This is a genomic window from Dysosmobacter sp. HCP28S3_G4, from assembly GCF_052065175.1.
In the GTDB taxonomy this organism is placed as follows: Bacteria; Bacillota; Clostridia; order Oscillospirales; family Oscillospiraceae; genus Oscillibacter.
This window is the reverse complement of record NZ_JBQHUP010000017.1, coordinates 23,969-46,977: the sequence shown is the minus strand read 5'-3', so window position 1 is coordinate 46,977 and position 23,009 is coordinate 23,969. Positions and strand designations below refer to the sequence as shown.

21 protein-coding genes are annotated in these 23,009 nt (G+C 64.5%); all 21 read right to left on the bottom strand.

What is annotated here, in order from left to right; translation table 11 throughout:
* The coding region (locus ACTNBU_RS06035; RefSeq protein WP_441031784.1) for a hypothetical protein at positions 1 to 398 on the bottom strand (398 nt) is incomplete at its 3' end.
* A gap of 2 nt (positions 399 to 400) precedes the next feature.
* Entirely contained in the window at positions 401 to 1,696 is a 1,296-nt protein-coding gene (locus ACTNBU_RS06030; RefSeq protein WP_441031782.1) for a hypothetical protein, read from the bottom strand.
* The gene (locus ACTNBU_RS06025) at positions 1,693 to 7,158 is read right to left on the bottom strand and encodes a tape measure protein (RefSeq protein ID WP_441031781.1); all 5,466 of its coding nucleotides are present in this window, start codon (positions 7,156 to 7,158) and stop codon (positions 1,693 to 1,695) included. The genes ACTNBU_RS06030 and ACTNBU_RS06025 overlap by 4 nt, the downstream gene beginning before the upstream one ends.
* A 40-nt stretch (positions 7,159 to 7,198) precedes the next feature.
* Positions 7,199 to 7,747 (bottom strand): DUF7240 domain-containing protein, encoded by a 549-nt coding sequence (locus ACTNBU_RS06020; RefSeq protein WP_441031780.1) that lies wholly within the window; start codon positions 7,745 to 7,747, stop codon positions 7,199 to 7,201.
* 3 nt (positions 7,748 to 7,750) lie between these two features.
* Complete coding sequence (locus ACTNBU_RS06015) at positions 7,751 to 8,299, bottom strand: hypothetical protein (protein WP_441031778.1); 549 nt, start codon at positions 8,297 to 8,299, stop codon at positions 7,751 to 7,753.
* A 47-nt stretch (positions 8,300 to 8,346) separates the two neighbouring features.
* The gene (locus ACTNBU_RS06010; protein WP_441031776.1) at positions 8,347 to 8,703 is read right to left on the bottom strand and encodes a hypothetical protein; all 357 of its coding nucleotides are present in this window, start codon (positions 8,701 to 8,703) and stop codon (positions 8,347 to 8,349) included.
* 64 nt (positions 8,704 to 8,767) lie between these two features.
* Positions 8,768 to 9,079 carry a hypothetical protein gene (locus ACTNBU_RS06005; RefSeq protein WP_441031775.1) on the bottom strand — a complete coding sequence of 104 codons (312 nt, stop codon included), beginning with the start codon at positions 9,077 to 9,079 and terminating at the stop codon, positions 8,768 to 8,770.
* Between the two features lie 10 nt (positions 9,080 to 9,089).
* Complete coding sequence (locus tag ACTNBU_RS06000; protein ID WP_441031773.1) at positions 9,090 to 9,593, bottom strand: hypothetical protein; 504 nt, start codon at positions 9,591 to 9,593, stop codon at positions 9,090 to 9,092.
* Positions 9,593 to 9,985, bottom strand: coding sequence for a hypothetical protein (locus tag ACTNBU_RS05995; protein WP_441031771.1), 393 nt, complete (start codon positions 9,983 to 9,985; stop codon positions 9,593 to 9,595). The genes ACTNBU_RS06000 and ACTNBU_RS05995 overlap by 1 nt, the downstream gene beginning before the upstream one ends.
* 691 nt (positions 9,986 to 10,676) lie before the next feature.
* Complete coding sequence (locus ACTNBU_RS05990) at positions 10,677 to 11,435, bottom strand: hypothetical protein (protein ID WP_441031769.1); 759 nt, start codon at positions 11,433 to 11,435, stop codon at positions 10,677 to 10,679.
* A 3-nt stretch (positions 11,436 to 11,438) separates the two neighbouring features.
* Entirely contained in the window at positions 11,439 to 11,684 is a 246-nt protein-coding gene (locus ACTNBU_RS05985; protein ID WP_343095443.1) for a hypothetical protein, read from the bottom strand.
* Positions 11,685 to 11,686: 2 nt separating this feature from the next.
* A complete protein-coding gene (locus tag ACTNBU_RS05980; protein WP_441031767.1) occupies positions 11,687 to 12,409 on the bottom strand; it encodes a hypothetical protein in 723 nt (240 codons plus the stop codon).
* A gap of 31 nt (positions 12,410 to 12,440) precedes the next feature.
* Positions 12,441 to 14,141, bottom strand: coding sequence for a major capsid protein (locus ACTNBU_RS05975; protein ID WP_441031765.1), 1,701 nt, complete (start codon positions 14,139 to 14,141; stop codon positions 12,441 to 12,443).
* Positions 14,142 to 14,400: 259 nt separating this feature from the next.
* The gene (locus tag ACTNBU_RS05970) at positions 14,401 to 16,602 is read right to left on the bottom strand and encodes a phage head morphogenesis protein (protein ID WP_441031763.1); all 2,202 of its coding nucleotides are present in this window, start codon (positions 16,600 to 16,602) and stop codon (positions 14,401 to 14,403) included.
* Positions 16,589 to 18,040 (bottom strand): hypothetical protein, encoded by a 1,452-nt coding sequence (locus ACTNBU_RS05965; RefSeq protein WP_441031761.1) that lies wholly within the window; start codon positions 18,038 to 18,040, stop codon positions 16,589 to 16,591. The genes ACTNBU_RS05970 and ACTNBU_RS05965 overlap by 14 nt, the downstream gene beginning before the upstream one ends.
* A gap of 3 nt (positions 18,041 to 18,043) precedes the next feature.
* Positions 18,044 to 18,355, bottom strand: coding sequence for a hypothetical protein (locus ACTNBU_RS05960; RefSeq protein ID WP_343095454.1), 312 nt, complete (start codon positions 18,353 to 18,355; stop codon positions 18,044 to 18,046).
* Positions 18,356 to 18,415: 60 nt separating this feature from the next.
* Positions 18,416 to 18,694, bottom strand: coding sequence for a hypothetical protein (locus ACTNBU_RS05955; RefSeq protein ID WP_417935921.1), 279 nt, complete (start codon positions 18,692 to 18,694; stop codon positions 18,416 to 18,418).
* A gap of 13 nt (positions 18,695 to 18,707) precedes the next feature.
* A complete protein-coding gene (locus tag ACTNBU_RS05950) occupies positions 18,708 to 21,104 on the bottom strand; it encodes a terminase large subunit domain-containing protein (RefSeq protein ID WP_441031759.1) in 2,397 nt (798 codons plus the stop codon).
* 71 nt (positions 21,105 to 21,175) lie between these two features.
* Positions 21,176 to 21,649 (bottom strand): hypothetical protein, encoded by a 474-nt coding sequence (locus ACTNBU_RS05945; RefSeq protein ID WP_441031757.1) that lies wholly within the window; start codon positions 21,647 to 21,649, stop codon positions 21,176 to 21,178.
* On the bottom strand, positions 21,642 to 22,229 hold the full coding sequence (folE, locus tag ACTNBU_RS05940; protein ID WP_441031755.1) for a GTP cyclohydrolase I: 588 nt from the start codon (positions 22,227 to 22,229) through the stop codon (positions 21,642 to 21,644). Before folE ends, ACTNBU_RS05945 begins: the two co-directional genes overlap by 8 nt.
* A 3-nt stretch (positions 22,230 to 22,232) precedes the next feature.
* Entirely contained in the window at positions 22,233 to 22,994 is a 762-nt protein-coding gene (locus ACTNBU_RS05935; RefSeq protein ID WP_441031753.1) for a 7-carboxy-7-deazaguanine synthase QueE, read from the bottom strand.
* Positions 22,995 to 23,009 lie beyond the last annotated feature (15 nt).

Below are 23,009 nucleotides of genomic sequence, written 5' to 3'. Positions count from 1 at the left end.
AGCGGGTCGGACGGGCCCATCCCATCCACCACGAGCTGCTGCATCACCTGCGATGCGTCGCGTTGATCCCAGAACCGCCCGGACGGGAGCCGACGGCGCTTGAACAGACAGGCACCATCCGACGCGGTGACGGTCAGCGACCCCTTCGCCGCCTTCGTCTCCGTCACCAGACCGTGCCACGCGACCTCGCTACCCGCCCAGAATGTGAGGGTGTGCAGCCACGGCTCCACGCGGGAGCACAACACCGGCGATGCCGCGATTTTGATACTCGCCTTCGAGATGTCGCACAGCACCCGGTCGAAGTCCCAGTCGCTAATGTCCTCACCGGACTGCCAGATGATCCGCCCGGAAGGCTCCGCGATGGTCGCGCCCCACCTCGGTTGTCCCAACGTCGGCATGGCTACACCTCCCCCGTCACGCCGGTGACTTCCACCGTCGCGGTCGTGTCCTGCCCAGCATCAACCACGAGGGTGTAGGGAGCGCCGCACGTCATCACCGGGGGTCGCCACGGCCCACCGGCACGCCCGACCATCACCGGCGTGGCATCAACACGCCGACCATCCGGAAGGTCAGCCCACGCCGCCCCGGAACGCCCGTCGAGGGTGAGGACACTATCCGCGGGGAGGTACGTTGCCATAGCTTCGCCGACGGTCTGGCAGTCCAGCGCCGCCCCATCATCGACCACAAGCCCACGCGCCCAGCGGATGCGGATGTTCCTTTCTTCCCGCCCCGTGGAGCGGACCACGACGGTCGGCAGCATCTCACCGGTCAGGGGGATAGCGCCCTCCCTGATTGTGAACACGGATCGTCGCGAATCAATCGGCATGCAACCGATCTCAACGCCCGGCGCGGTCGGGCGGGGCAGCGTCCACAGGTCGCCCATCTTCGGATCTAGTAGCACGCCCTCGTCGTCATCACAGTTCGCCGGGCACGTCCCATCCGCGTCGAGTTCTTGGAACCTAGCGGTCATCACCTCGCCCGCCGACAGGCTCCGCGGCCCGAGCAACACAACGGGGCTGCGCCATACCCTCGGCACCAGCGCCGTCAGCTCGAACTCCACCACCGCCATACACGGCGCGTAGTCCCCACGGTCATTCGACACGCCGTAGCGGTTCGTCACCTCCGGGGTCTTCGTCACCACCACGCTCGTCAGCATCCGGGTCAGCTGCCCGGCACGCTCCCGGACATCAGCCGGGCGCTCCCACTGCCGATAATCCGGGCACGATTCGAGGAACACCAAATCACGCGGGCCGCTATCCCCCCCGCACCCATCCGCGAGCAGAGAACGGGTCAGCCACCGCAGTCCCCACTCCAGGCCACGGGAAGTCGCCGCCATAAGCAAGCATTCCACCTTGACCTCGCGAGTGGGGAGCCTACGCCTGCCGACCGAACCGCCGTCGCCCGTGGCTTCGGTGACATCCTGATCAATCTTCGTCGTGTCGAGCCCGTCAATATTCAGGCCGTACACCCCGCCGAACTCCAACGACTCCGGCCTGCCCGCCTGAACCCACGGGGCCCCGGTTTGCTCCGGGGTGATGTAGTCCTCGTCGCCGAGCCACACGTGCTGCTGGCCCCACGAATCATCCCAAATCAGCTCAAACGAGCGGGAACAGATACCGTGGAGGGCGTGCCCAGCCGCCCGGCGGGAGTTAATCAACTCCGCGCTTCCGAGACTCAAATAGCCGTTGTAACTCACCACGCGCTCCTAATAAGTCGCTGCTCGACGGCATCGGCCACGTCCTCGCCGTCGCCGCTCCCGTAGTAGTTCAGGGTCACCTCAACCGTCCTTACGCTCCGCCCGCCGCTGTCGCCGGTGATGGTTGCACCAGCGTCGCGGAGGGACTGCCAATCAGCCGACCCGAGGAACCCGACGAGCTCCTCAAACGCGCCGGTCTGCCTAGGCGACAGCACCCGCTCCGCCTGCGTCGTCTGCTTCGAGAACAAGCCCCGATCCGTGATCAACCCGCCACGGTCGTAACCATGCCCGTGACCCCACATAGTCGTAAGGTCCATGCCATAGCGGGACTTGTAGTACCGCAGCGCCGCGACCATGTTCGCGAACGGGTTCGTGCGGTCGTTCGGCAGCTCCGGGTCACGGTGCGCCGCGAACGTCGTCGGAATGATCTGCAGCAGGCCAAGGCCCGCCGACGCGCCGGTGCCGTTCACATCCACGATTTCCTGCGCCCGGTTCGGAATACCACCGGACTCGGACTGAATCTGCGCGATCATGGCATCGACTTGGCGTTTATCCTGCCAGTTGAAGCCGACGCGGGCCATGGCACGCTTCGCCATAGGTCGCCACCGCTCCGCGCCGACACCGCCGGGGTCGCCCATCATTTCCTCGGACAGCTTCGTAATCTTGTCGCGGGTGATCTTCCCCAGCGTCTCCGACAGCTTCTGCGGATACGTGTTGATGATGCCAGCGTGCGACTGCGCCCACCCGGCGGCTGCGGAACTCATGCGTTCCTGGAATGGCTTCGTCAACCCGCCGATGATGTCCACCATCGACGCGCCGCCGCCCATGCCGGGCACGAACGCGCCGGAATCAGTCACAATGAGCGAGAATCTACGGTTGAACTGCGAATCATTCGCACCAGCAGCATCCGAGGTACCGAACTTTACACGTGAGTTGATGCCACCGGACTCGACGTTCACCGCGGGGATGCCCGGCGCTCCGCCGATCGTTCCGGCGGTGTGGACATCCGAGATGCCGACGGCGAAGCCCGCCGCCAGGCCGGGCTTCCACGCGCCCTGCTGCGAACCGGGGAAATTGCCTGTAGCCCATTGACGTGCGCCGGACCCGCCGAGGATCACATCCGCGATGCCCGACATGAAGCCAGAACAGTCCGTACCACCATCGCCATGCGCCGAGCCGCCCCACACGTAGGGACGACCGTTGCGCGACCGGGCCCAGTTGTATCCGCGGAGCAGCGCCTTCCACGCCGGGGTTCCCTCCGCCAGACCGCCGCCCTGATACCGCGCCGCAACGTTCGTGAACGTCTTGTCGCGCAGCATCGCCCGGCGCTTCTCCGGGTCGCGGAGGACCTGCGGGGCGACGCGATACCCACCCGAGTTCAGGGCGTTGAGGTTATCCACGCCGATGTTCCGAACGGCCTTAGCGTTGAGGACGTACTCGTGGTTCGACAGCAGCGCGGGGATCTTGTCGTCCTTCGGCCCACCCGGGCCTCGCACCAGACCGCCCGTGGCGAACCGTACGGGGTACGGGGCCATCTTCTGTGTCCCGAGCAACTCGGACGCGGAGTTCCACATCCCGACGATGCCGTCGTTAAACACCGACTGGATCGCGAAGCGGACGGGGCGGGCGGTGGCTTCACGCACCTGATTCCACTGCTGCGCGATGTTGCCAGCAGCCCACCCGAACGTGTTCGCCGTGTACGTCAGCGCCCCGCGGATACCAGCCATAGCGGGGTTCACGCCCGTGTTGAGAACATTCCACGCGGTGTTCGCGATGCTGAACAACGCGGGGTTCACGACGCCGTAAGCATTCCACGACGTGTTAGCGCCAGTAGCGTTCGACGCGGCCTGCATCCCCAGCATCGCCGGGGTCCACGCCGTGCTCGTCATAGCCAACACCGCCGAGCCGGTCGCGGACATTGCGGTCTGCATACCCAGCATCACCGGCTGGAATTGCGTGTCGTTCATGGTCTGCGCGGTCGTGCCGACGCTCGCGAGGGCGGGGTTCACCACCTCGCCGGTCTGCTGCTGCGCGGTGGCTCCCCACGCCAGCATCGACTCCTGCTGCTGCTGCATCATCGCGCCCAGGGCGGCACCATCACCGGGCATCTGGGCGACACTGTCTACCGCGATTCCGGGCACCGGGGCGGGAACCACCGGGGCGGCGACCGTGGGGGCCGCGACCTCCGGCAGCGACACATCAGCCGCCGAGTTTGCCAAGCTCTGCGCCGCGCCCTTCACGCTCCCAGCCATAGACTGCACGCCATTGATTAGGCCCTGCCCGATGTTCTCGCCGTAGCCCGCGAACACGCGCGACGGGGAGTGAATACCCAGCGCCGACTCGAACGGCTTGCGGATCCACCCCGGAATCTTGTCGAGGAAGTAGCTGCCGATCTTCCCGGCGAGGGAAGTCATGCCGTTGATCAGACCTTGGACGATGTTCTTGCCGGTGTCGATTAGCCACGACCCAGCATCCGACAGGGCTCCGCGGATACGCCCCGGCAGGCCCTTGAACCAATCAATTACCCCGCCGATAGCCTGACCCACCCGCCCCGGCAACGGCGCGACGTGATCACGCCACCACCCGGACACGGCATCGCCCATTGCCGCGAACTTGTCCTTCGTCCACTGCCACGCCTGGCCGAACCAGTCCTTGATCGCGGTGACGGCCTGGCTAATCCACCCGGGGAGCTGCACCAGCACGTAGATGAGCCCGGTGATGGCACCAATGACCACACCAACGATCGTCACGACCGCGACGATCGCGCCGACGACCAGACCAAGACCAATGATGATAGGCGTGAGCAACACACCACCAATGATCATCAGCACCTTCTGCAGAACAGGCCAATGATCCGAGATGAACCCGCCGACCGCTTCACCAATCCGCTTGAAGAAGTCCACGACCTGCGACACGATAGGCCACAGCGTCGTGTTCCAGAAGTCCATGAACCACGACCCGAACGCCGCGACCTTCTCGGTGATGGTGTCCCACACCGGGGCGATGATCTCCGCGATGCGTCCCCACGTGTCAGCAATCCAAGTGTAGATGGGCGATAGGACGGACTCCCACACCCACATAAACGCAGTACCGATGACGTCCCACACGGCGCTGAACGCGGTTGCGAGTCCAGAGAAGATCCCGCCGAAGAAATCAACCAAGCCGCCCCACACCGCCGTGATGATGTTCCACGCGGCCTGTGCCCCATCCACGAGGGTCTGCCACACTGCCTGCACCCAGCCGGACTGGAACCAGCCGACGATCGCGTCCCACGTCCCGACGATGATGTTCTTGATCCACGTCCACGCGGTAGCCACCACATTGACAAGGCCGTCCCACACGCCCTGCCAGAACTCGCGGAACCCGGCGACGTTATCCCACAGAAGTTTGAACACACCGATGATGCCGACGATAGCGGCGATGACGAGGGCCACCGGCCACATAGCAACGAGCCACGACCCGGCGATAACAGCGGCGTTCGCGACGGCGGCGATGCCCGCGCGGACCCACCCACCGGCTATCATGCCCAACGCCTTGACACCGGCTCCAAGATTCTTCGGGGCGGCGATGATCCACGCCCCGGCGATGCGCCCAGCGTTCACGATAGCGGCACCGGCGGCTTGTCCCCACCCGGCGATCATCGCGCCGAACGCACGGGCGTACGTACCCAGGTTCTTTGGTGCGGCTATGATCCACGCGGCCCCAGCCTTGATCGCCTGAACCGTCGCCACCGCAGCCATGCGCACCCACCCGGCGATGATCTGAACGAACGCTATCGTGTACTGCACCAGGTTCTTCGGCGCGGCCATGATCCATGCGGCGGCGACACGCCCGGCCTGCACAAGTGCCTGACCGCCCAGCATGACCCACTGACCGATCATCTTCGCCACCTGAATCGCCATAGCACCAGCGGCCCTAGCCCACCCAGCAACGGTCGTCCACGCCGCCGCGACCATCTTCGCCCCGGTGATGGTGGCCTGCAGTCCGCCCAGGACAAACCCGCCGATCATGCTCCCCAGCGAAGCCAACGCACCGACCGCCATAAGCGCCACGGCACCCGCGACGACACCACCAACTACGATCATTACACCCTTGAAGGCATCCGCCGCCAGCGACCCCTCGCCGAGCCACGTCACGAAGTCCTTAATCGGCTGGTTCAGCCCCTTGAACACGCCGGTGAGGAACTCCACAGCCTTCGTCATCGGGCCGATCATGGGTTCCAGCAGCGTCGCGCCGAACGCGGACAGTGAGGTCTTGAAGTTCGCAATCTTCGCCGGGAGGGTCTGCCCCATATCCTTCGCCAGCGACCCCGTGCCCTTATTGATAGCCGTGACGAAGTCCTCGAACGAAATCTTGCCGTCCGAGATTGCCTTCTTTACATCAGCCTGGGACATGCCCATGCTGTCCGCGAGGTACTTCGTCGCATTGACACCAGCGTCGGCCATTTGCGCCATGTCCTCGCCCGTGACCTTGCCCTGGGCGCTGATCTGCTGCATCACACGCCCCACGTCCACGCCCGAGCCCTCCGCGATGGACGATAGGGCCGTGAACGCTTGGATCGCGGAGTCCATCGGCTTGCCGAGCTCCACACCAGACTGCGCGAACATAGCGGAGTACTTCGCCGCATCCGCCAAGGACACCGACGTTCCCGTCACCTGCTCGGTCAGCTTCGCCATTTGATTCTTCGTCTGCTCCGCCGACAGGCCCACGGATTTGAACATCACCTCGGCACGCTGGATGTTCATCAGGCGGTCGAACCCGCCCTTTAGGATCGCCATAGGCCCGGCGATAGCGCCCACGGCCACGCCGATCCTGCCGATAGCGCTCGGAACGCGATCAGCGGTCTGCTCCGACTCCTTCAGTGCGTTGGTGATGGACGTTTTAATCGACTCCGCCGCGCCACGGGCCGAGGAAGCCACGCTACCCATCGTCGCGGACACGCGACTCACCATCCCGGACGCAGCCGACGCGACACCGCCGAAGCCGTTCGCGAAGGACACGCGGATACCAGAAGCGGCACCCGACGCGGCCCGTCCCACACCATCCAACGAGGACGACGCAGCCGACGCAGCCGAGGATGTCGAGGACGCAACACCACTAATGTTCGATGCCCAGGACGACGACACCCGGCTCGCCGCCGACGCGCCCTTACCCGACAGATCAGTCAGCGCCGAGGAAGCCACCGCCGCGGACTTCTGCGCCGACGTGCCAACCTTCCCCATCTCCGCCGCCCACGACGACGACGCATCACGCCCCGCCGAGGACGCGGACGCAGCAACATTCTGGAACTCCGTGCCCACGTCCTTCACGGACTTCTGCGCCGCATCGGCACCCGATTTCACGCCCCGGTTGAGGGCATCCCCCGCCGCTTTGCCGCTGCGGTTGAAGAACGTCTGAACGTCCTGCTCGAACCTGCTGAAATCAGCCTCAATCGTCACCCGCGCCGTGCCGACAGTCGCCATACCATGAACCTCCCGATCCTACGCCCCATACTCTACCGTGCTAAGCGTCCAGCGCTTCCAGCATCGCCGCCTGCGCCGCCATGTCCGACGGGTCGAACCCCGCGGGCTTCTCAATTGCCCCGGTCTTGACACGCGGCTTGTAAACCTTCTGCCGATACCGCGCTCTCTCTTTGTCGTCCTTGTGGGACTCTAGGATCATGAACTCTACCGCGTCGAGCATCGACCCGAGTTGCCGGATCTGCACCATCGGCTCCGGGATGCCCGACGTGATTAGCCGGCCCCGAACCTGCGCCCAGCTCTCCACCAACGCCGACGACAACGCAGCCACCGCCGAGAACGGCTTACCCGTCGCCGCTTCCAGCCATTCGATCAGCAGCTCCGCCGGGGCATCCTCCGGCAGTTCGTATTTACCCCGCGCGTCGAACCAAACCGCATCGTCGTCTGATAGGTGCTCCACGACGATGTCCACTATTTCTAGGTACTGGTCATTCGGGCTCATGCCCGCCAGCTCGTGGATACGTAGAGCGACAGCCGGGCCGGGAGACGAAAACTCCCAGTCCCGGCTGTACGCGCGAACGATCAGCGCCACGGCCTAACGCTTACGCAACTTCGCTTCGCGGGCCTTCTGACGAGCCGCCTTCTCCCGCTCCGCCTTCCGGCGTTCCTGCCGGTTCGCGAACGACTCCCACTCCTGCTCCGAGTCGTTATCCACGACGAGCTCTTCGAGCATGTCCACCATCGCCGCGATGGACTCATAAAAAAACAGGGACGAACCGCGGCGTAGCACCTCGTCACGCCACGCTAGGAAATCCTCCGGGTCGATATGAGTCTGGCAGAAGTCCGACATGATCGCGGTGCGCTGCACATCATTGATCAGGCGCGAAGACACATCCGATGCGAACAGCGTCATCTCGGCCGAGGTGGGGCGGGTCACCAGCAGCGTCCGGCCCAGCATCTTCGACTCCACCTCGACCGTCTCCGGGTCGATGCCGTCAAACGAATCGACGCTCAAATCTCCATGTTCCGCAACCGGGGCATCCGCATCACCGTCGAGCTCCGCGAGCTCGCGTCGAAGCTGCTCCCGACGATCCTCCGCGGACTCCACATCGGCCTTGAACGCCGCTGCCTTATCGTTTGCCATGATTCCTCCATTAGGGGATATGTGTGGTGTGTTTCCACACCAACTTATCACGATTTCCGGAAGGTGAACCCGTTCCGGCTCGCTGCGAGCTCCGCCGATTTCGCGAGCCACGGCTGCGCCTTCGTCCCCGGGTGATGCACCCGCTTCGCGAACCGCACCGTCCCGCCACGCGGTACCCACGCGAGGACGCGTTTATTCCTCGGCTCAATCACATGCGCCCGCGTGCCCTCATGAACGAACATTGCGTACGACGTCTTGTTCTCCACCCCGGCGACGACCTTCGTTCCCTGCACCACAATCGGCGTGGTCTCATTCGCGCCGCGGAGACGACCAGTATCCGTGGGGGTAATCCGGTTCGCGACGAGTTGTGTTTCCGCCTGGGCTTTACGCACCAGCTTGAACACCGGCCCAGCCGCGCCCGCCGTGACCTCCGCTATGCCGGCCCGGTTCGGGGTGAAAACGATACCGCTACTCGGCATCGGACGGGTTCCCATCGTCCACCGCAGCCGGGGCGGTGCGGTCATCCCACATGCGGATTAAATCACGGCGCGGGGTCTGCTCGTGGAAGTCAATCCCCATCTTCGTCAGGAACTCCGCCCACGCCGCCCGGGTCGCGTTCTCCGCCGGGGGCTGCGGAGCGAAATCCTCCACCACAACCACCATGCCATTAGCGATTAGGTTGTCAATATAGGCCGTGCGGGTAACGGTCGTCTCGTCTCCACGCTGCCAGCCCATGACGTTGCGGACCCAGCGGATACGAATGTTGAAACTGTTGCTCATGATTGATCTCCTACATCAACTCGAAAATTATGGACCGGTACACGGCCACGGTGCCACCCTCCGGGCCGTACACCTCAACCGGGTACAACGCCGACGAGCGGACGTGATGCTCCATTTCCAGCTCCTTCGCCGCCCGGCACGTCGCCGCCCACAACCGGTCCTTGTCGTCCTCTTGGATCGCGAACTCCCGCTCCATCGTCTCAATCGACGGGAGGACACCACCATCACCCAACGCTTCGGAACATCGGGCGATGCCGACGGTGAACTCGACGGCGAGCCGCCCACCGCACTGCGGAATCTCCGCGGGCGACGGGAACGTCTCCGTCCGGAACCTAATGCCGGACATGACCCACGCGAGAACGCACGTGTCGAAATTGTCCAACGCGGGGAGACTCACGCCGGGGCGGAGCTCCGTCCCCCCGGACACGCCACCGACCGGTGGGGCCTCGGAATCGTTGAACGCTTTATCCATCCACCGCACCAGCGCGGCGGACACCTGATCGGTCCTCGCCATTATCCGAGCACCTCCGAGTCCTCCGCTAGTGCGTTAGGGTTCACCGACCGTATCCACGAATCAACCTCCGGCAGGCCGGTGAGCCCCTCCCCAATAACCTCCGCCGGGTCGGCCATGTGCACCGACACTCCCTGCCGGGTCACCTGCGTGGCGTATTTGGGGAGTCGGCACCGCCCGGAATCGACACATTGTAGATACCGCTCCGCCGCGAGCCTGCCAACCATGAACCCCGCCGAGGGGGGCGCGGGAATACCCCGCTGGTAGTGAATCGCCGTCGGGCGAGCCCCACGCACCACCACCGCATCCCCCGACACCGCGAACTCACCATCGGACCCGTCCGAAAGCTCCACCCGAGTCACCTCGAACACCGGGCCGGGCAGCACGATCCGCATACACTCCGCTGTGGACACATCCACGTTGAACCACTCGCCCCGCCACAGCGTCGGCTCGCACCGCAAACACTGCTCAACCCCCGGGTGATACACCGCCGGGCACACCCCGAACTGCCGACCCGTCAGCGCCCACAGAATCTCCGTAGCCGTATCCACAGCCAGGCGGGCCACATCCTCTTTACCCTCCGGGATAGGGGGGAAGCACGACATGTCTACCGGCCACTCGCAAAGGTCACTCATACCGGTAATGCTACCAACCACGACACCCCTCCCCGGGTCGGGAAACGAATAAACCCCGCCCCCGGGTAATGATGGTCCTCCGCACCCATACGCCGGATCAATCGCTGCTCACCACAAGACAACGAGATCACAAGGCCACAAGGGGCGACGGTCTCCACACCATCATCAACCAGGAACGGGGCTCATTCGGACAATCCCTCATTCTCGGCGCGATACTGCCCACCAGCCGGGCGGCAAACTCCCCGCCGAGCACCACAGCGGTTGAAAACACCCGACGGTGAAGCAGCATCGCACCACCAGCATACAACCACGAATCCCCCGCCGTGAGTGGACAGCGGGGGAATCATGGGTACGCGCAAGAAAAAATGGTTTCTTGTCACCACCGCAACATCTGGAAGCGGAGGCAGCGACCCTAATCGGTAGGGCCACCACCCACCACTATACCGGATGATTAGGCAGCGGAGAAATACGGGGACGGCACGGTAAGCTCCACCGCGCCCTTCGTCACCTCCGGGGGTGCGATGGTGGTGCGCTGCATCAACAGGTGGGTGCGAGCAGGCACCGGGGCGAGCAGGCGACCCGCGCTACCATCCGCACCCGGCACGACGTTATAGGGACCCTGGCCCCAATGAGCACCGCTGCCGGTGTACGCCGACACGGTAACCTCCGCCGCGTCGGTGCCGTTGATGGTCAGGTCGCCCAGGGTAGCACCACGCACCCAGGGGAGCAGGATGTACCACCACTGACCGCCAGTCTTACCACCCTCAACAGACTTGAAAATGTCGTCGTTTTCCGGCACCTCGCAGTCATCACCGCCGCCAGTACCGGCCCACAGCTCCAGCGCCACGGAACCGGAAGTGTTGCCACCGGTCTGCTGTAGGAAACCCGCGGTGTCGCCGTCAGCGTCGAGAACCGCCGCCTGGTCGGTGAACATCGTCAGCAAGTCCGGCTGAATGCCGCACAACTGGAGGGTGAGGTTGTAGCGCTTGAACTGGTCTTCGGTGCGGTCGGTCGCGCACACGACACCGGACGCGTTCTTCTGCTCGATGTCGTCACCATCGGAGGTTTCGCGCTCCATGCCGAACTCGATGAAGCCGTCGGTGACGATCTGGTTCTTCGGGCCCTTTAGGGGGAGTCCGCAGCGGCCCACGCGGGTCGCGCGCATCCGGAAGCCCTTAATAACCGGGAGTGCTTGGTTGATTGCAGCCATTGTTTAGCCGTCCTTCTTAGTAGTCGTTTTCTTGGCGGACCGAGCCGCCGGTTTATCCTCTTCGAGGACACCAGCCGCCACAGCGGTATCGCGGGTGACGCGGAGCGCCACGCCACGCGATGCGGTGACCGTCTGAACCTCGCCAGCGGCGACGAGCTTCGCCGCTACATCTTGGAAATCCTGCTGCCGACCCATGATGGGCGACACCGTCACCACATCACCGTCAGTCTCGAAAATTACGCCAGCCACCGCTAGCTCCCTTCGTTGATTTTGATAGAAGTACCCAGCCACACCACGGCGAAGGCACGCTCCGCCACGGTGAACCGGAGGTTCGTCGCCGGGGTGAAACTGTTATGAGTTTCGATCTGGTTCCGGTACACCGTCACAGATCCGGTGACGTAGGTGCCGTCCAGGTCAGTCTCATACCCCGCGCCCGCCGCCACGGGGCTCCCCATGATCGTGCGGAGCACACCAGCAGTCGAGATGACCTGCCGGGACTCAATCAGACGGGGAAGGTCCGACGGGCGGACATGCACCGTCGGGGTCAATCCCTCGGCCAGCATCGTCGCTTCGGCCTGCGGGATACTCGACGCGGTGTTCGGCTCCTTTTTCAGCAGCGCGGCGAAATGCCGCTCCACATCAATCGGTTCAACCGCCTTAAGTTTCTCCACCGCCCGGGCGGACAACTCCGCTTCGGAAAGACCCACGGCGGCGCACTCTTCCGCAGCCCACACAGCGTTACCGGGGAACTGCATCAACGTTGCGGAATTACCGCCGTGCTTCGGCCCCTGGCCGGGGTTGCACGGCTCCGGCCATAGACCATGACCGCCGATGGATGGGACGCTGACCTCCACCCCGTGAATGACGGGGCGCTCCACGTCCACGAATTGAGCTACCGCGTACAGGCCAGATCGCGACGGGGTCGGCAGCGGGGCGCGTCCGACGAACTGCATCGGCTTCACAACTGTTGCCATGCCGACACCTCCTTTCTACGATCCGGTTAGGTTACTCTGCGGGGACGGCGGGGTTTGTCGCGTGACGCAGGCCAACCTGGCCGTTGATCGCGACGGGGATGGTCAGCTCGCGGGACTCGTAGCCACGCTGGCCCACGGCGAAACCATCCTCCAGGAACATTTCGGTGCGCTGGTTCTTGGACAGGCCAGTGCTGTCGTAGATAGCGCCGAGGTTCACGACGTTCTGGACGGCGGAGAAGAACGTGCCAGCGGGGTACAGCAGCACCTTCACCTCGGCGGGGTAGCCAGCGGATGCCGGGTCGCCGTTGAGCGGCTGGTAATCATCGACCCACTGGAAGCGCACGCCACGGTCCGCGAAGTGCTGGTCGAGGATCTGGTCAGTCACACGCTCCGGGAGGACATCATCGCGGTACGCCAAATCGGCGCGGAGGATGGATCGCAGCCATGCGGGGGCGACACCCTCCAGGGTGGAGGTGCCCAGGCGGAACTTCTGGCGCAGCGTCTCCGCGTGGAGCTCGATGCTGTTCAGCACCGTGCCCGCGGTGCCCAGGGCAGGCACACCCACGGCGACCTTCTTTGACAGGGCGATGACCTTCGCCAGACGGGCGGCGGATAGGCGGTGGAGGTGACCCTTCGTGGCGTTCTCCAGGAACTTCGCGGTCAGCTCCGGCCAGCCGGTGTTAGCCAGCAGATTCGACGTGACACACGTCCACAGGACATCCATGCGGACTTCCTGCATCTCGGCGCAGGGAATCTCGATGCAGTCCTTGGTCTGGCCGCTGATCGCCTGCGCTTCGGTCATGGTGCCGCGGTTGGTGGCGTACAGCGTCGAGAAGTCCGGCTCCACCGGGTAGCGCAAACCACCGCGGGACAGGCTGATCTCCGGGAGGGAGAACAGGTTCGCCGCAGCCGGGGTGGGCAGGAAATCATAAATGGTCTCGGATGGGGCGCACCATCCAGCAGCCGCGACGAGGGAACCGCCGTCAAGGCGGGACTCGTCGGTGGCGTGGTCAATCGCGGCGACCAGGCTCGCCTCGTCGGATGCGACGAGTTCGGTCGGGAGGTCGCGGCGGATGTGTCCGAAGTGAGATTGGGTCTGCTGGCCGACGGTCGTGGCGCGCAGGGCGCGACCGGACGAAATGCCGTTGAACGCTTCCGCGAAGTCGAGGAAGGTTGCTTCGCCGGACTTGAAGTTCGGCGCGGCGGGGTCGAGGGTGAACGGGGTGGTGGACTTTGCTTCGCCCCGGTAACCGGCGGTGGCTCCGCCGTAGCGTCGCTTCACAGCGAACTCCTTCTCGTCAGTATCGGTGTCGTCGGAATCATCCTCGTTGGTGGACTCGCCCGCGTCGTCATCCTCGGACTCGTCGGAGTCGTCGGAATCATCGGTGCTGTCCTGCTCGCCGTCGGCCCCTTCGGACTCTTCGGAATCGTCGGAACCACCCTCGTCGCTATCATCCGCGAACGCGGCAGCAGCGGCGGCGGCGCGGTCCCGGCGACCTCGGATAGCGGCCTGGGCATCCGCCTTAGCGGCCTCGGCCTTAGCAGCACGCGCCTGCGTCACGGCTTCCGCGAGCTTCTCCAACGCGGCGACCTGCTCCTCGGTAGGGTTATCGCCCGCGTCGGCGGTCAGCTTATCGTAGACCGCCTTAGCGGCGGTGATGATCTTGTCAATCTCCGCCGGGTCGGTAGGCATGTTCGCCACGGCCTTGAGAATGTCATCCAGCGTGTTCATCTGGTCTCCTTGTCGGTCTCTCGTCCCTCTACGTCGGGAGTGTACAGGGCGACATGCCCCTCACCTCCCACAGTCTAGCTACGGGCTTCGCCCCTATTCGTGATGATCTCCCCACCGCCGTTCCGCGACGCGAACATCACCGCCTGCGTCTTAGACAGGAATGTTTGCTCCTGCACCTGACCATCCGCGTCGGTTGAGCGGACGGTGTACGTCGCCGGGGTGAAGCTTCCTCCGCTGCCACATGCTCCACAAGCCATTGTTAGTCCTCCTTGCTTTCCATGATGTCCCGCACCGCCTGATAGCGGGCGGGCACGTCCGGCTCCACGTCGAAGCCGATGACGCCCTGCGCGGCCTTGAACCGTTCGCGGAGCCCCGGCGCGTGCGCAAGCTCACCGGGGGAGTTCCCTTCGGCGCGGAGGGCGGCGAACACCTCACGCACCGCATCCATAGCAGCCACGCGGGCGGCATCCACCGGGGACAATTCCTCGACAGCGGGAGCAGCCCACCCGGACGCGCACAACGCCAGGGCTTGACCATCCGCGACGTACTCCCGCCGCACGGGGAAGCCCGGGGTGGACACGGACAAGGCAGCGACGAGCTCCAAGCTGTTGCCGACGCGCCGCCAGTCACCAGATAGGGGTGCGGTCGCGGCTTCGCGGAGCTTCGCGGCGGGCGCGTCCTGATTCACCTCACCAGCGACCCAGATGCCGTGCTTATCCTCACCGGCGCGGACGAACGCCCAACACGACCCGGTCGTGTCGTAATGCTCCGCAGCGGCACGCACACCAGCGCGCACACCAGCATGACCACCACCCACAGTCAGACGGCCCACCGCCACCGGACCATCATCGGTGAGCACCGTGGACTGGTGGAAATGCGCGTACCCAGCCGCCGAACGGGGCGGGGTCACGCACTTACCGGGCTGACCGACGTGACACGTATCCCACAGCGCGAGGTGCCCGAACACACGCCCTTCCGGGGTGACGGTAATCGGAGTCGGCCCGTCCAGGCCAGGGTCAGCGAACGCCGCCGAATCATATTTCGGCAGGTCCAACACCGCACCAGCCGACGCGACCAGGCCGTCGGTATCCACCTCCGACTCGTCGCCGGTGAGTTGAATACCCACGTTTTCGAACGCGGGCTTCGCCACCAACGTCGCCGCCATGATCGTCGCCGAATGCACCTCCAGCCGAGGACCATCCTCCACCTCAAACGTGTCGGCAAGCATGTCGCACAAATCAACCGACGGGCGGATCACGCCCTTCTCCAGCAGGGCGATGACCTTATCCTCATCCGAGAAGATTGTGCCTTCCGCCGTGAACCCGTCCGGGGTGACCTCGCCCCGGTCGATGGTTCCGACGATACGGGACGAGTCGTGGCCCTCGCTCGTCGTTTCCTGCCACAGCAGTGGAAGGGGAAACTTCCGGAACCGGAACTCACCATCGGTCGTGAAAATACGACCATCACCGGTCGGCTCACCCACCGGGGCGAGACGGCCCTTCCACTCCAGGCCCTTCGCGCCACTAGCTGCCAACGCATCCATATCTAACTCCCTGATCTGTCGCTCTACGTCTCTCATACTATTGATCCGCGTCGCCCACGGTATGTCCGCGCCGATTTCATCCTCGACGTAGGTCGCGGTGCAGCGGCACTGGATCGTGTTCTTCGCCGAGCCGTTAGCCCGGTCGCCGGGGTAGCGCAGCAGCTCCCCACCCACCTCGAACGGCTCGTCCACCGGGCGGGTCTGCCCGTCCGCTTCGGCGTGCGCGACCCGCGTCCGCTCGTCATGAGCCGCCGACCACACTTTCACCATCGGGACACCAGCATCGGCGGTCATCGTCGCGGAAGCGTGAACCGCCGCCGTGCGGGCCTGATGAAGCTCCGTCCGGGCGATCCGCTCCGCCCGGCGCATCCACCCCTCATAGCCCCCTTCGGCATCCCACGATAGGAACTGCCTAACCAGCTCCCGCTGCTCGAAACTCCCGCCCGTCCCAGCCTTCGACAAGATACCCTGCATCGTCTGGAACACCGTGTCCTGCATTCCCACCACGAGGTTCTCGGTCGTGCGCATGTAGTCCGCGAACAGGTGCCGCCACGACGGGGATGCGATGATGAAACTGATCTGCGACGGGTCCACACCCGCGAACGTCGCGGGGAACTCCGCGAGAAGGTCAGCGACCGTCGCCGGGCCGGACACACCCGACGGCCAGGGGATAGCCACGTCCGGGGACACGAACCCCGTGTTCGGCGCGTCCGCCGCCGCCGTGGCGATGAACTCCGCACCCAGCGCGGGCATAACGTTCACCGTCACCTCCCCAGCCCATTCCTCACCGGCTGCGGTGATCATATCCACATCCTCCCGGACCGTGGCGATCCACTCCTTCACAGCAGCGGTGACGATACCGACGAGCTCGTCAGTCCCCCGGTTCGGCTCCGCGCTGAAACGACTACGCGCCACCATGATCACCCCCCGCCGTAACGGCCCGCAGCGGGGCACCAACATTCGAGCTAATCGGACGGTCCAACACGTTCTGCGGGAGGGTGAAACCCAGCACCTCCGCGAGGTAGGGGAACAACGACGGTGCCTTCGTCACCAACCGTTCCGCCAGGGCGCGGCGAGCCACATCCGAGTCCTTGTCGTCCGCGTCGTCCTCGCTGAACCCGAGTTCCCGGCGGAGCGCGGCAGCGGACAACACGCCACGGTCGAACGCATCCAATGCGGCCTGCGATTTATCCTGCTTCTGCGCCAACGCGGACATATCCGCCGCGACCGCGACACTCCCCGCTTCGCCCTCCGGCATGAACGGGCGCAGCACCGACTCGGTGAGACTGTCGCAAATGACCTCCACAAGCGGGCTAATGTGCTGCCGCAGCGCCGACTCGTCCACCAGGCCAGCGTTCCAGTGCGTCGAGTCGCCCATGCCGAGCAGCACCTCCGGGGGCACATCCAACGACAACGCTAGGCGGCGGATCGCCCGCTCCCGCGTGTCCACCGCCTTCGCTTCGATACCGGTGTCCAACGTCAAGTGACGGAACTGCGCCGCGTGCTCCGACGGAACCTTCACCACGATAGGGGTCACAGCGGCGGGCGAGTCCGGGTCGTCCTGCGCCGACTTCATTGTTGTGTAAAGACTCTTCGAGAACGAGGTCGCGTCGTCCTCTTGGGTCGGCATGGCCGGGCGTGGGGGAAGCCCCGGCGCGTCGGCGGCGCGGGGCGGTCGGCGGCGGGGGAGCTCCGCTTCGGCGGGGACAATCAGAATGCCGTTACCCGACACGCGCGACCGAGCAGCAGCCGCGATGATCCGATCCATCGCCCTGATCTCACGAAGCACCGGAAGAGCCGCCCGCACCGACGACCGCGATTCCGTCGGCTCGTTCGGGGACTTGATCCACACTTTGAACAACGACTCGGTGTCGTCGTTGATGATGTGCTTCTTCTCGCCCAGCTTGATCTCCCACTCGCCACGGATCGTTTTCGACACGTGATTCGTGGGGATCACCAACCACTGTTCCTCGCCCGTGTTGTCGTCGGTGATGATCGCGATGTAGAACTCGCCAACGACGGTGAGCAACGTCGCTGCGTGGCGCAGCAGCTCCGCTGTTCCCTCCGCACCGCCGCCGATATCGCGGACGATCTGCCGAGCCAGGCGGTTATCCGACGGGGAGTTGGTACGCCCAGTGTCGGGGTCCACATCCGCGGCGTACAAGCCCACCCGGGCGGCGGATGATCCGATCCACTGACACACCGCCGATAGCTCGCCGACGGTGTTATACATCTCCCAGGCTTCGGCCTGCCACGCGGTCTTTTTCTTATCGTCCTGAAACCCGCTGCTGTTGCTTTGCGGCACTCCGACTTCCATTTTCTTCACCGATGCGGTGAGACTGTTCAGGATGCCCACGGCTTACTCCCCCTTAGCGGTGTAGGCGGTGAACCCGTTGAGCCACGACATACCTGCGGCCATGCCGGGGATGCCCCACCACGCGGTGACGGGCCAGTCGCCGGGGACGGTGAGCCACGCGACGACGGCGAGGATGATCGCGACCCACACGCCGACGCACCAGGGGCAGTGGACGAAGTACGTCACTTGGGACTCGACTCCCCACCGGCGGAGGACGAAGTCTCGGAATGGCTGGAATATCTGGTCAGCCGTGATTAGCCGGGTGATGCGAGCGCCGAGCAGTGCGGCGCACACGATGATGATGACGTGGGCCATAGGGGGTCACTTCCTCTGATGATGGGTGAATGTAGCTCACGCTTAGACTATCAGCACCGGTCAGCCCACCAGTCCGCGTTGAACGTCGGCTAGGCGGCGGCGGAGTCGCCTATTCTCCGCACGGAGCTCGTCGGTGGTGGCGAGGATGTCCTGCAGCACCTCGAAGCCTTCCTCGTCCATGATCTTGCCGATCCGCCCCCGGTCGGCGGAGGTGAGCCGAGCATCCTCGGTCAGTGGTTTGCCACGGTTCATCCACGCGGCGGCGACGATACGCTTCGCCGTGGGGGACAGATCCGTGAACCGCATCTGCTCCCACAAGCCGATCGTGTAATGCGCCATGATCTCTCCCTACCTACCACTCGCCGGGGAAGGCAATGCTCGTGGTGACACCGATTGTTTTCTGGATGTGTTCGTACCCATTGACCATCGCATCTACCCGGTCGGGTGATGCCTGGCCTTGTTGCCATGTTCTCATTTGGTTCTCCAGCACGCGGTGCTCGCCGAGCATCCGCAGCCTGCCGGTTTGCGATGCCTGCCGGGCACCAGCCGCGCGGGCGGTCTTATCGCCCCTGGCTCGCCACGGAACCAGCCGGAACGGCATCCTATCCTCCACAGGCACCAAATCGAGAATGCCCAATGTTTCCTGCATCGCGCCGAGCCCATCGCCGCCACGCCCCTCGTCATGCCATAGTTGAGCAGCCGCGACGGTATCCCCGCCGGTCTGGCGGAGCAGTTCCGCCTGCCGGTGAATATCATGCCACGCGTTCTCCAGCACCGCCCGGTAAGTCGCCTCCGCCGTGAACGCCTCGTACACGATGTCGCCCGCCCCGGTGCTGATCGCGAGCGACACCGCTTCCTTCGACCACGTCGCCGAGGTCATCGGGGCCGAGTGGTCTTCCTCCACGATTACGTTGCCGTAGTCGTCCCAGCCCATGATTAGGATGCCCGCTTCGTCGCCCGTGCCGGAGTCCGAGGGGTCTACCGACACCACACGCCCGATGATGTCCGACGACTGGCAGCGGTGCTTGTTCAGATCCTCGGCCGCGAACAAACCTCCGGTGGTGGGGGTCGGCACGCCCTGATATAGGGCTGTCCACACGCGCTCGCCGACGCTCCGCCGGATCGTCTCGAAGTCCCTGCGGGAACGACCACGCGCCGACACCAACGCTTCGCCCGGTTGTCTACCGAGCGCATCGGGCACACCTTCCTCCGCCACCGCGGGAATGTTCACCACCCGCCATAGACGGTTCTCCGGAGTCTGTCTTAAATCATGTTGGATCAACCGCCCGGCGAGGTCGTCCTCATGCCAGCGGGTGTTATGGCTCACGAGCCCGTTGGCGATGAAGTTCTCCGTCCGGTCGATCTGCACATCGAACACGTCCTCCACCCCGCAGGGGGTGATGGACTCCACCTCGTCAGGAGTGACGTTGTAGGTAGTCAGCGGACCGTCGGAGGACGTCTGGTGACTTCCCGTACCCGACGGCGAGGTTGCAGTCGTTGCAGAGCAGGCCACGGACTCGACCGGTCTCGTGGTCGTGGTCGATGCACAGCTTCCCGTCCCAGTGGGCGCGAGTGTTCCCGGGCGTAGGGTACTCGCCGCAGACCGCGCACCGTCCCCCTTGCTGTTGCAGGAGTGCGTTGTACTCGTCGGCAGTGATTCCGTATCGGTGCTTGACTCGGGCGGCTCTACGGGATTCCGGGTTGGCAGACGGGGGCCGGTGTCCGTCTGCCCACCGTTTCCGGTTGTAGTGGGACATGCACATGCCCTTGCATTTCGCGGGCTTGTCACACCCTTCTGCGGAGCAGGTGACTCCTCGCCACTTTCCCCAGTAGCCCTCCGGATGATGTCGCCCGGCTTCAGGTCTCTTAGTCTCGTCCATGTTTCGTTGCCGTCCTTCACGGTCAGGAAGGGGTGCCGTGCGTTTGCGCGGACTTCTACACCCGATTTCATTCTAATCCGGTAGATGGAATCAGGGCCATTGTTTCGCCAGTTTTTCACCGTGGAGGTAGTCAACCGTCCCCCCTCATACGTCGCCACCTCATCACCCGGTCGAATATCCCGCAGTGGTCGCTCGCTCCCGTCCGCCATGAGGACGGGAGTGTCCCCCGTCATGCACATGATCAGGATCACAGCAGCGCCGGGGGCGAGACGAGTCTGCGCCACCGAAGTCCACCACTCCCAGACTTTCTCCCGCTCGCGGGCGGAGTCGGCCTGTTGCTGGTTCTTGAACGGGTCGTCAATCAGCAACACATCAGCCGCCCTACCCGTCAGGGAACCGGACACGCCGGATGCGTACACGCCGCCCTGCGCCCCGAGGACCGACCACGATGTCGCCTGCCGGTGGTTCGGGTTCAGCGCCAGGCCAAGGCGGTCAGGCATCGCCGCGCCCGACAGTGGATCAATAGCCCCCGAACCGTACTGGGCGATGATCTCACGCGAAGCCATGGCGTTACGACGAGCCAGCGAAGCCGCATACGATGCCACGACGATACGGGAATCGGGGTTCCGCATCAGCGCCCAGATGGGTGTCCAGATTGCCACGCGGGTTGATTTGCCTTCCTGCGGCGGCATGGTGATGATCAGCCGACCACCATCGCGGAGGGCTTTAGCGATTTCCTTGTCGATCAGCTCCAGGGCCGGGGTCTGTCGCATCTTCCGGTCCACGCTCATAGCCAACTCGCCGGGCGTGCGGAACCTCATGCGGTTGTTCTTGTTCCGCAGGGCGGTGACGGCGCGGCGCATCGCCATGATCCGCGCTTCTCCACTTAGCCGGTCGAATGCTCCGAGAATCTCCGACCGGGTTGGCTCTCGAACCACCGTTACACCTCCGACTCCGACTCCGTGTCGTGTTCCTCATCCTCCCGCGCGGCCCGGCGGAAGTCCTCCAGGAACTCCTCGACCAACTGATCAGCCAACGCCTCTTCCTCCTTGCTGACCGTGATTTCATGCTGCTGCGGCATGTCCAGCCCCATCATGCGACACCGACGCTCCGAGATGCGGATAGCGGTATTAATCGCGGGCACATCGCCCTTGTTGATGTCGGCCTGGAGTTTCAACTCGTAGTGGTCTAGCTTCCGGCCCTCGATGACACGCAGCTGCGCCGCCTCGTGCTTCGGTGTCTCTTTAAGGTAGGTGTCAATCTTGCCCCACACAGTCCGAGCGGTCAGGCCGAACTCACGACCGATCGCCTCATAGGACGCGCCCATTCGGCGTAGGCGGAGCATCTCTTCGATTTCCTGCAGCCGTTCTTCCTCGGTCATGCCGACGCGCGGGCCGGGGCGTTTCTTAGCCACGGCGACCACCGCCCACGTGCGCCGCCCAGAACGCATCCACATCCGCGCTGTCCCGCACTCCCCACTCGTTGAACGTCATGGTGTCGGAGCACTCGTCGCGGACTCCGCGGAGGGTCATACACCCATAATCGGCGGTGATTGCGCACGCGACCCACAGCGGGTTCAGCCGATCGGCGATAGCGTCCACGACTTGCGCGGTGATGTTCTCTTGGACTTGGAGCCGACGCGCGTACCCGTCCACCAGTCGGTTGATCTTCGACAGGCCGACGACCCGCTCGCCGGGGCGGGGCCGGTACGCGACCGTCGCCGTGCCGGTGATGGGCAACAGGTGGTGGGCACAGGTTGATTGCATGCGGATGTTCCGAACCACCACCAGCCCCGGGTTCTGGGGGGCGGTGAATGTCGTGGCGAGGTGATCCGCCGGGTTCTCCGTGTACCCGCCGAGCACATCCGCCCATGCTTTCGCCACGCGGTGCGGTGTGTTGTCGGTGTGGTCGCCCTCGTCAATGTTGAAGGCTGCGAGCAGCCCACTGATCGCGGACTCTGCCGCCATGATCTGATCCTCGGTGTAACTGTGCATAATCTAGTGTCCTTTGCTGTCGCCCCACGCGAGGGCGTGGAGTCGGTGCGAAACGTTGATTCCCTGCTCGGCTGCTGCGTCGCATATCGCGGTGAACCGGCGGGCCAGCAGCTCCGGGGTCGCGCCCTCCGGCATGACCCACACATCCCCACGGTCGCAGCCGTGCTCTAACGACAGATCAACCGCCCGCGTAACAGCTTCGGGAACGTCCTCGTCCCGGCCCACGTCGATAACCCACTTGAAGCAGAACGGGGTCTCCCACGTATCCCACTGCCCGAGGGTGGGGTTATGGTGCTGGTTCCGCATCGGAGCGCCGAGCTTCGGGGACACGGTGATGTGGTCAAACAATGGGGCGAGCTCATGGGGAACAATCGTGCCGTTCGTCTCCACATGCACCTCGCACCCGTGATTCTTCAACCGGACGAGCAGCGCCCTAAACCCGGCGCGGCGTGCGTGCATCAGCGGCTCCCCACCGGTGAGCACCACCATCGCTCCGTGGGGGATCTGCGCAACCACATCGTCCACCATCACCCGGGGAACGGTTGAAAGCGGGATGCCGTGCTGCCCCGTCGAATACGGGGTGTCGCACCACGAGCAGGATAGGTTGCAGCCGCCCAGGCGGATGAAGTGGCACGTCCGCCCGGCGTGCGGTCCCTCGCCTTGAATTGTCGGGCCGAACACTTCCGACACGGGTAGGCGCTCCACATTCGCTTCGGGATGCTGGTCGAGCCAGTCGAGCATTGCGGTCATGTAGTCGTAGTCCATCACAGCGTTCCCTTC

Excerpts from the sequence above, each read along its gene's own strand:
- ACTNBU_RS06025 (WP_441031781.1), bottom strand. The coding sequence starts at position 7,158 with ATGGCGACTGTCGGCACGGCGCGGGTGACGATTGAGGCTGATTTCAGC.
- ACTNBU_RS06015 (WP_441031778.1), bottom strand. The coding sequence starts at position 8,299 with ATGGCAAACGATAAGGCAGCGGCGTTCAAGGCCGATGTGGAGTCCGCG.
- ACTNBU_RS06005 (WP_441031775.1), bottom strand. The coding sequence starts at position 9,079 with ATGAGCAACAGTTTCAACATTCGTATCCGCTGGGTCCGCAACGTCATG.
- ACTNBU_RS06000 (WP_441031773.1), bottom strand. The coding sequence starts at position 9,593 with ATGGCGAGGACCGATCAGGTGTCCGCCGCGCTGGTGCGGTGGATGGAT.
- ACTNBU_RS05995 (WP_441031771.1), bottom strand. The coding sequence starts at position 9,985 with ATGCGGATCGTGCTGCCCGGCCCGGTGTTCGAGGTGACTCGGGTGGAG.
- ACTNBU_RS05990 (WP_441031769.1), bottom strand. The coding sequence starts at position 11,435 with ATGGCTGCAATCAACCAAGCACTCCCGGTTATTAAGGGCTTCCGGATG.
- ACTNBU_RS05980 (WP_441031767.1), bottom strand. The coding sequence starts at position 12,409 with ATGGCAACAGTTGTGAAGCCGATGCAGTTCGTCGGACGCGCCCCGCTG.
- ACTNBU_RS05975 (WP_441031765.1), bottom strand. The coding sequence starts at position 14,141 with ATGAACACGCTGGATGACATTCTCAAGGCCGTGGCGAACATGCCTACC.
- ACTNBU_RS05970 (WP_441031763.1), bottom strand. The coding sequence starts at position 16,602 with ATGGTGGCGCGTAGTCGTTTCAGCGCGGAGCCGAACCGGGGGACTGAC.
- ACTNBU_RS05960 (WP_343095454.1), bottom strand. The coding sequence starts at position 18,355 with ATGGCCCACGTCATCATCATCGTGTGCGCCGCACTGCTCGGCGCTCGC.
- ACTNBU_RS05955 (WP_417935921.1), bottom strand. The coding sequence starts at position 18,694 with ATGGCGCATTACACGATCGGCTTGTGGGAGCAGATGCGGTTCACGGAT.
- ACTNBU_RS05950 (WP_441031759.1), bottom strand. The coding sequence starts at position 21,104 with ATGGCGATGCGCCGCGCCGTCACCGCCCTGCGGAACAAGAACAACCGC.
- folE (WP_441031755.1), bottom strand. The coding sequence starts at position 22,229 with ATGCACAGTTACACCGAGGATCAGATCATGGCGGCAGAGTCCGCGATC.
- ACTNBU_RS05935 (WP_441031753.1), bottom strand. The coding sequence starts at position 22,994 with ATGGACTACGACTACATGACCGCAATGCTCGACTGGCTCGACCAGCAT.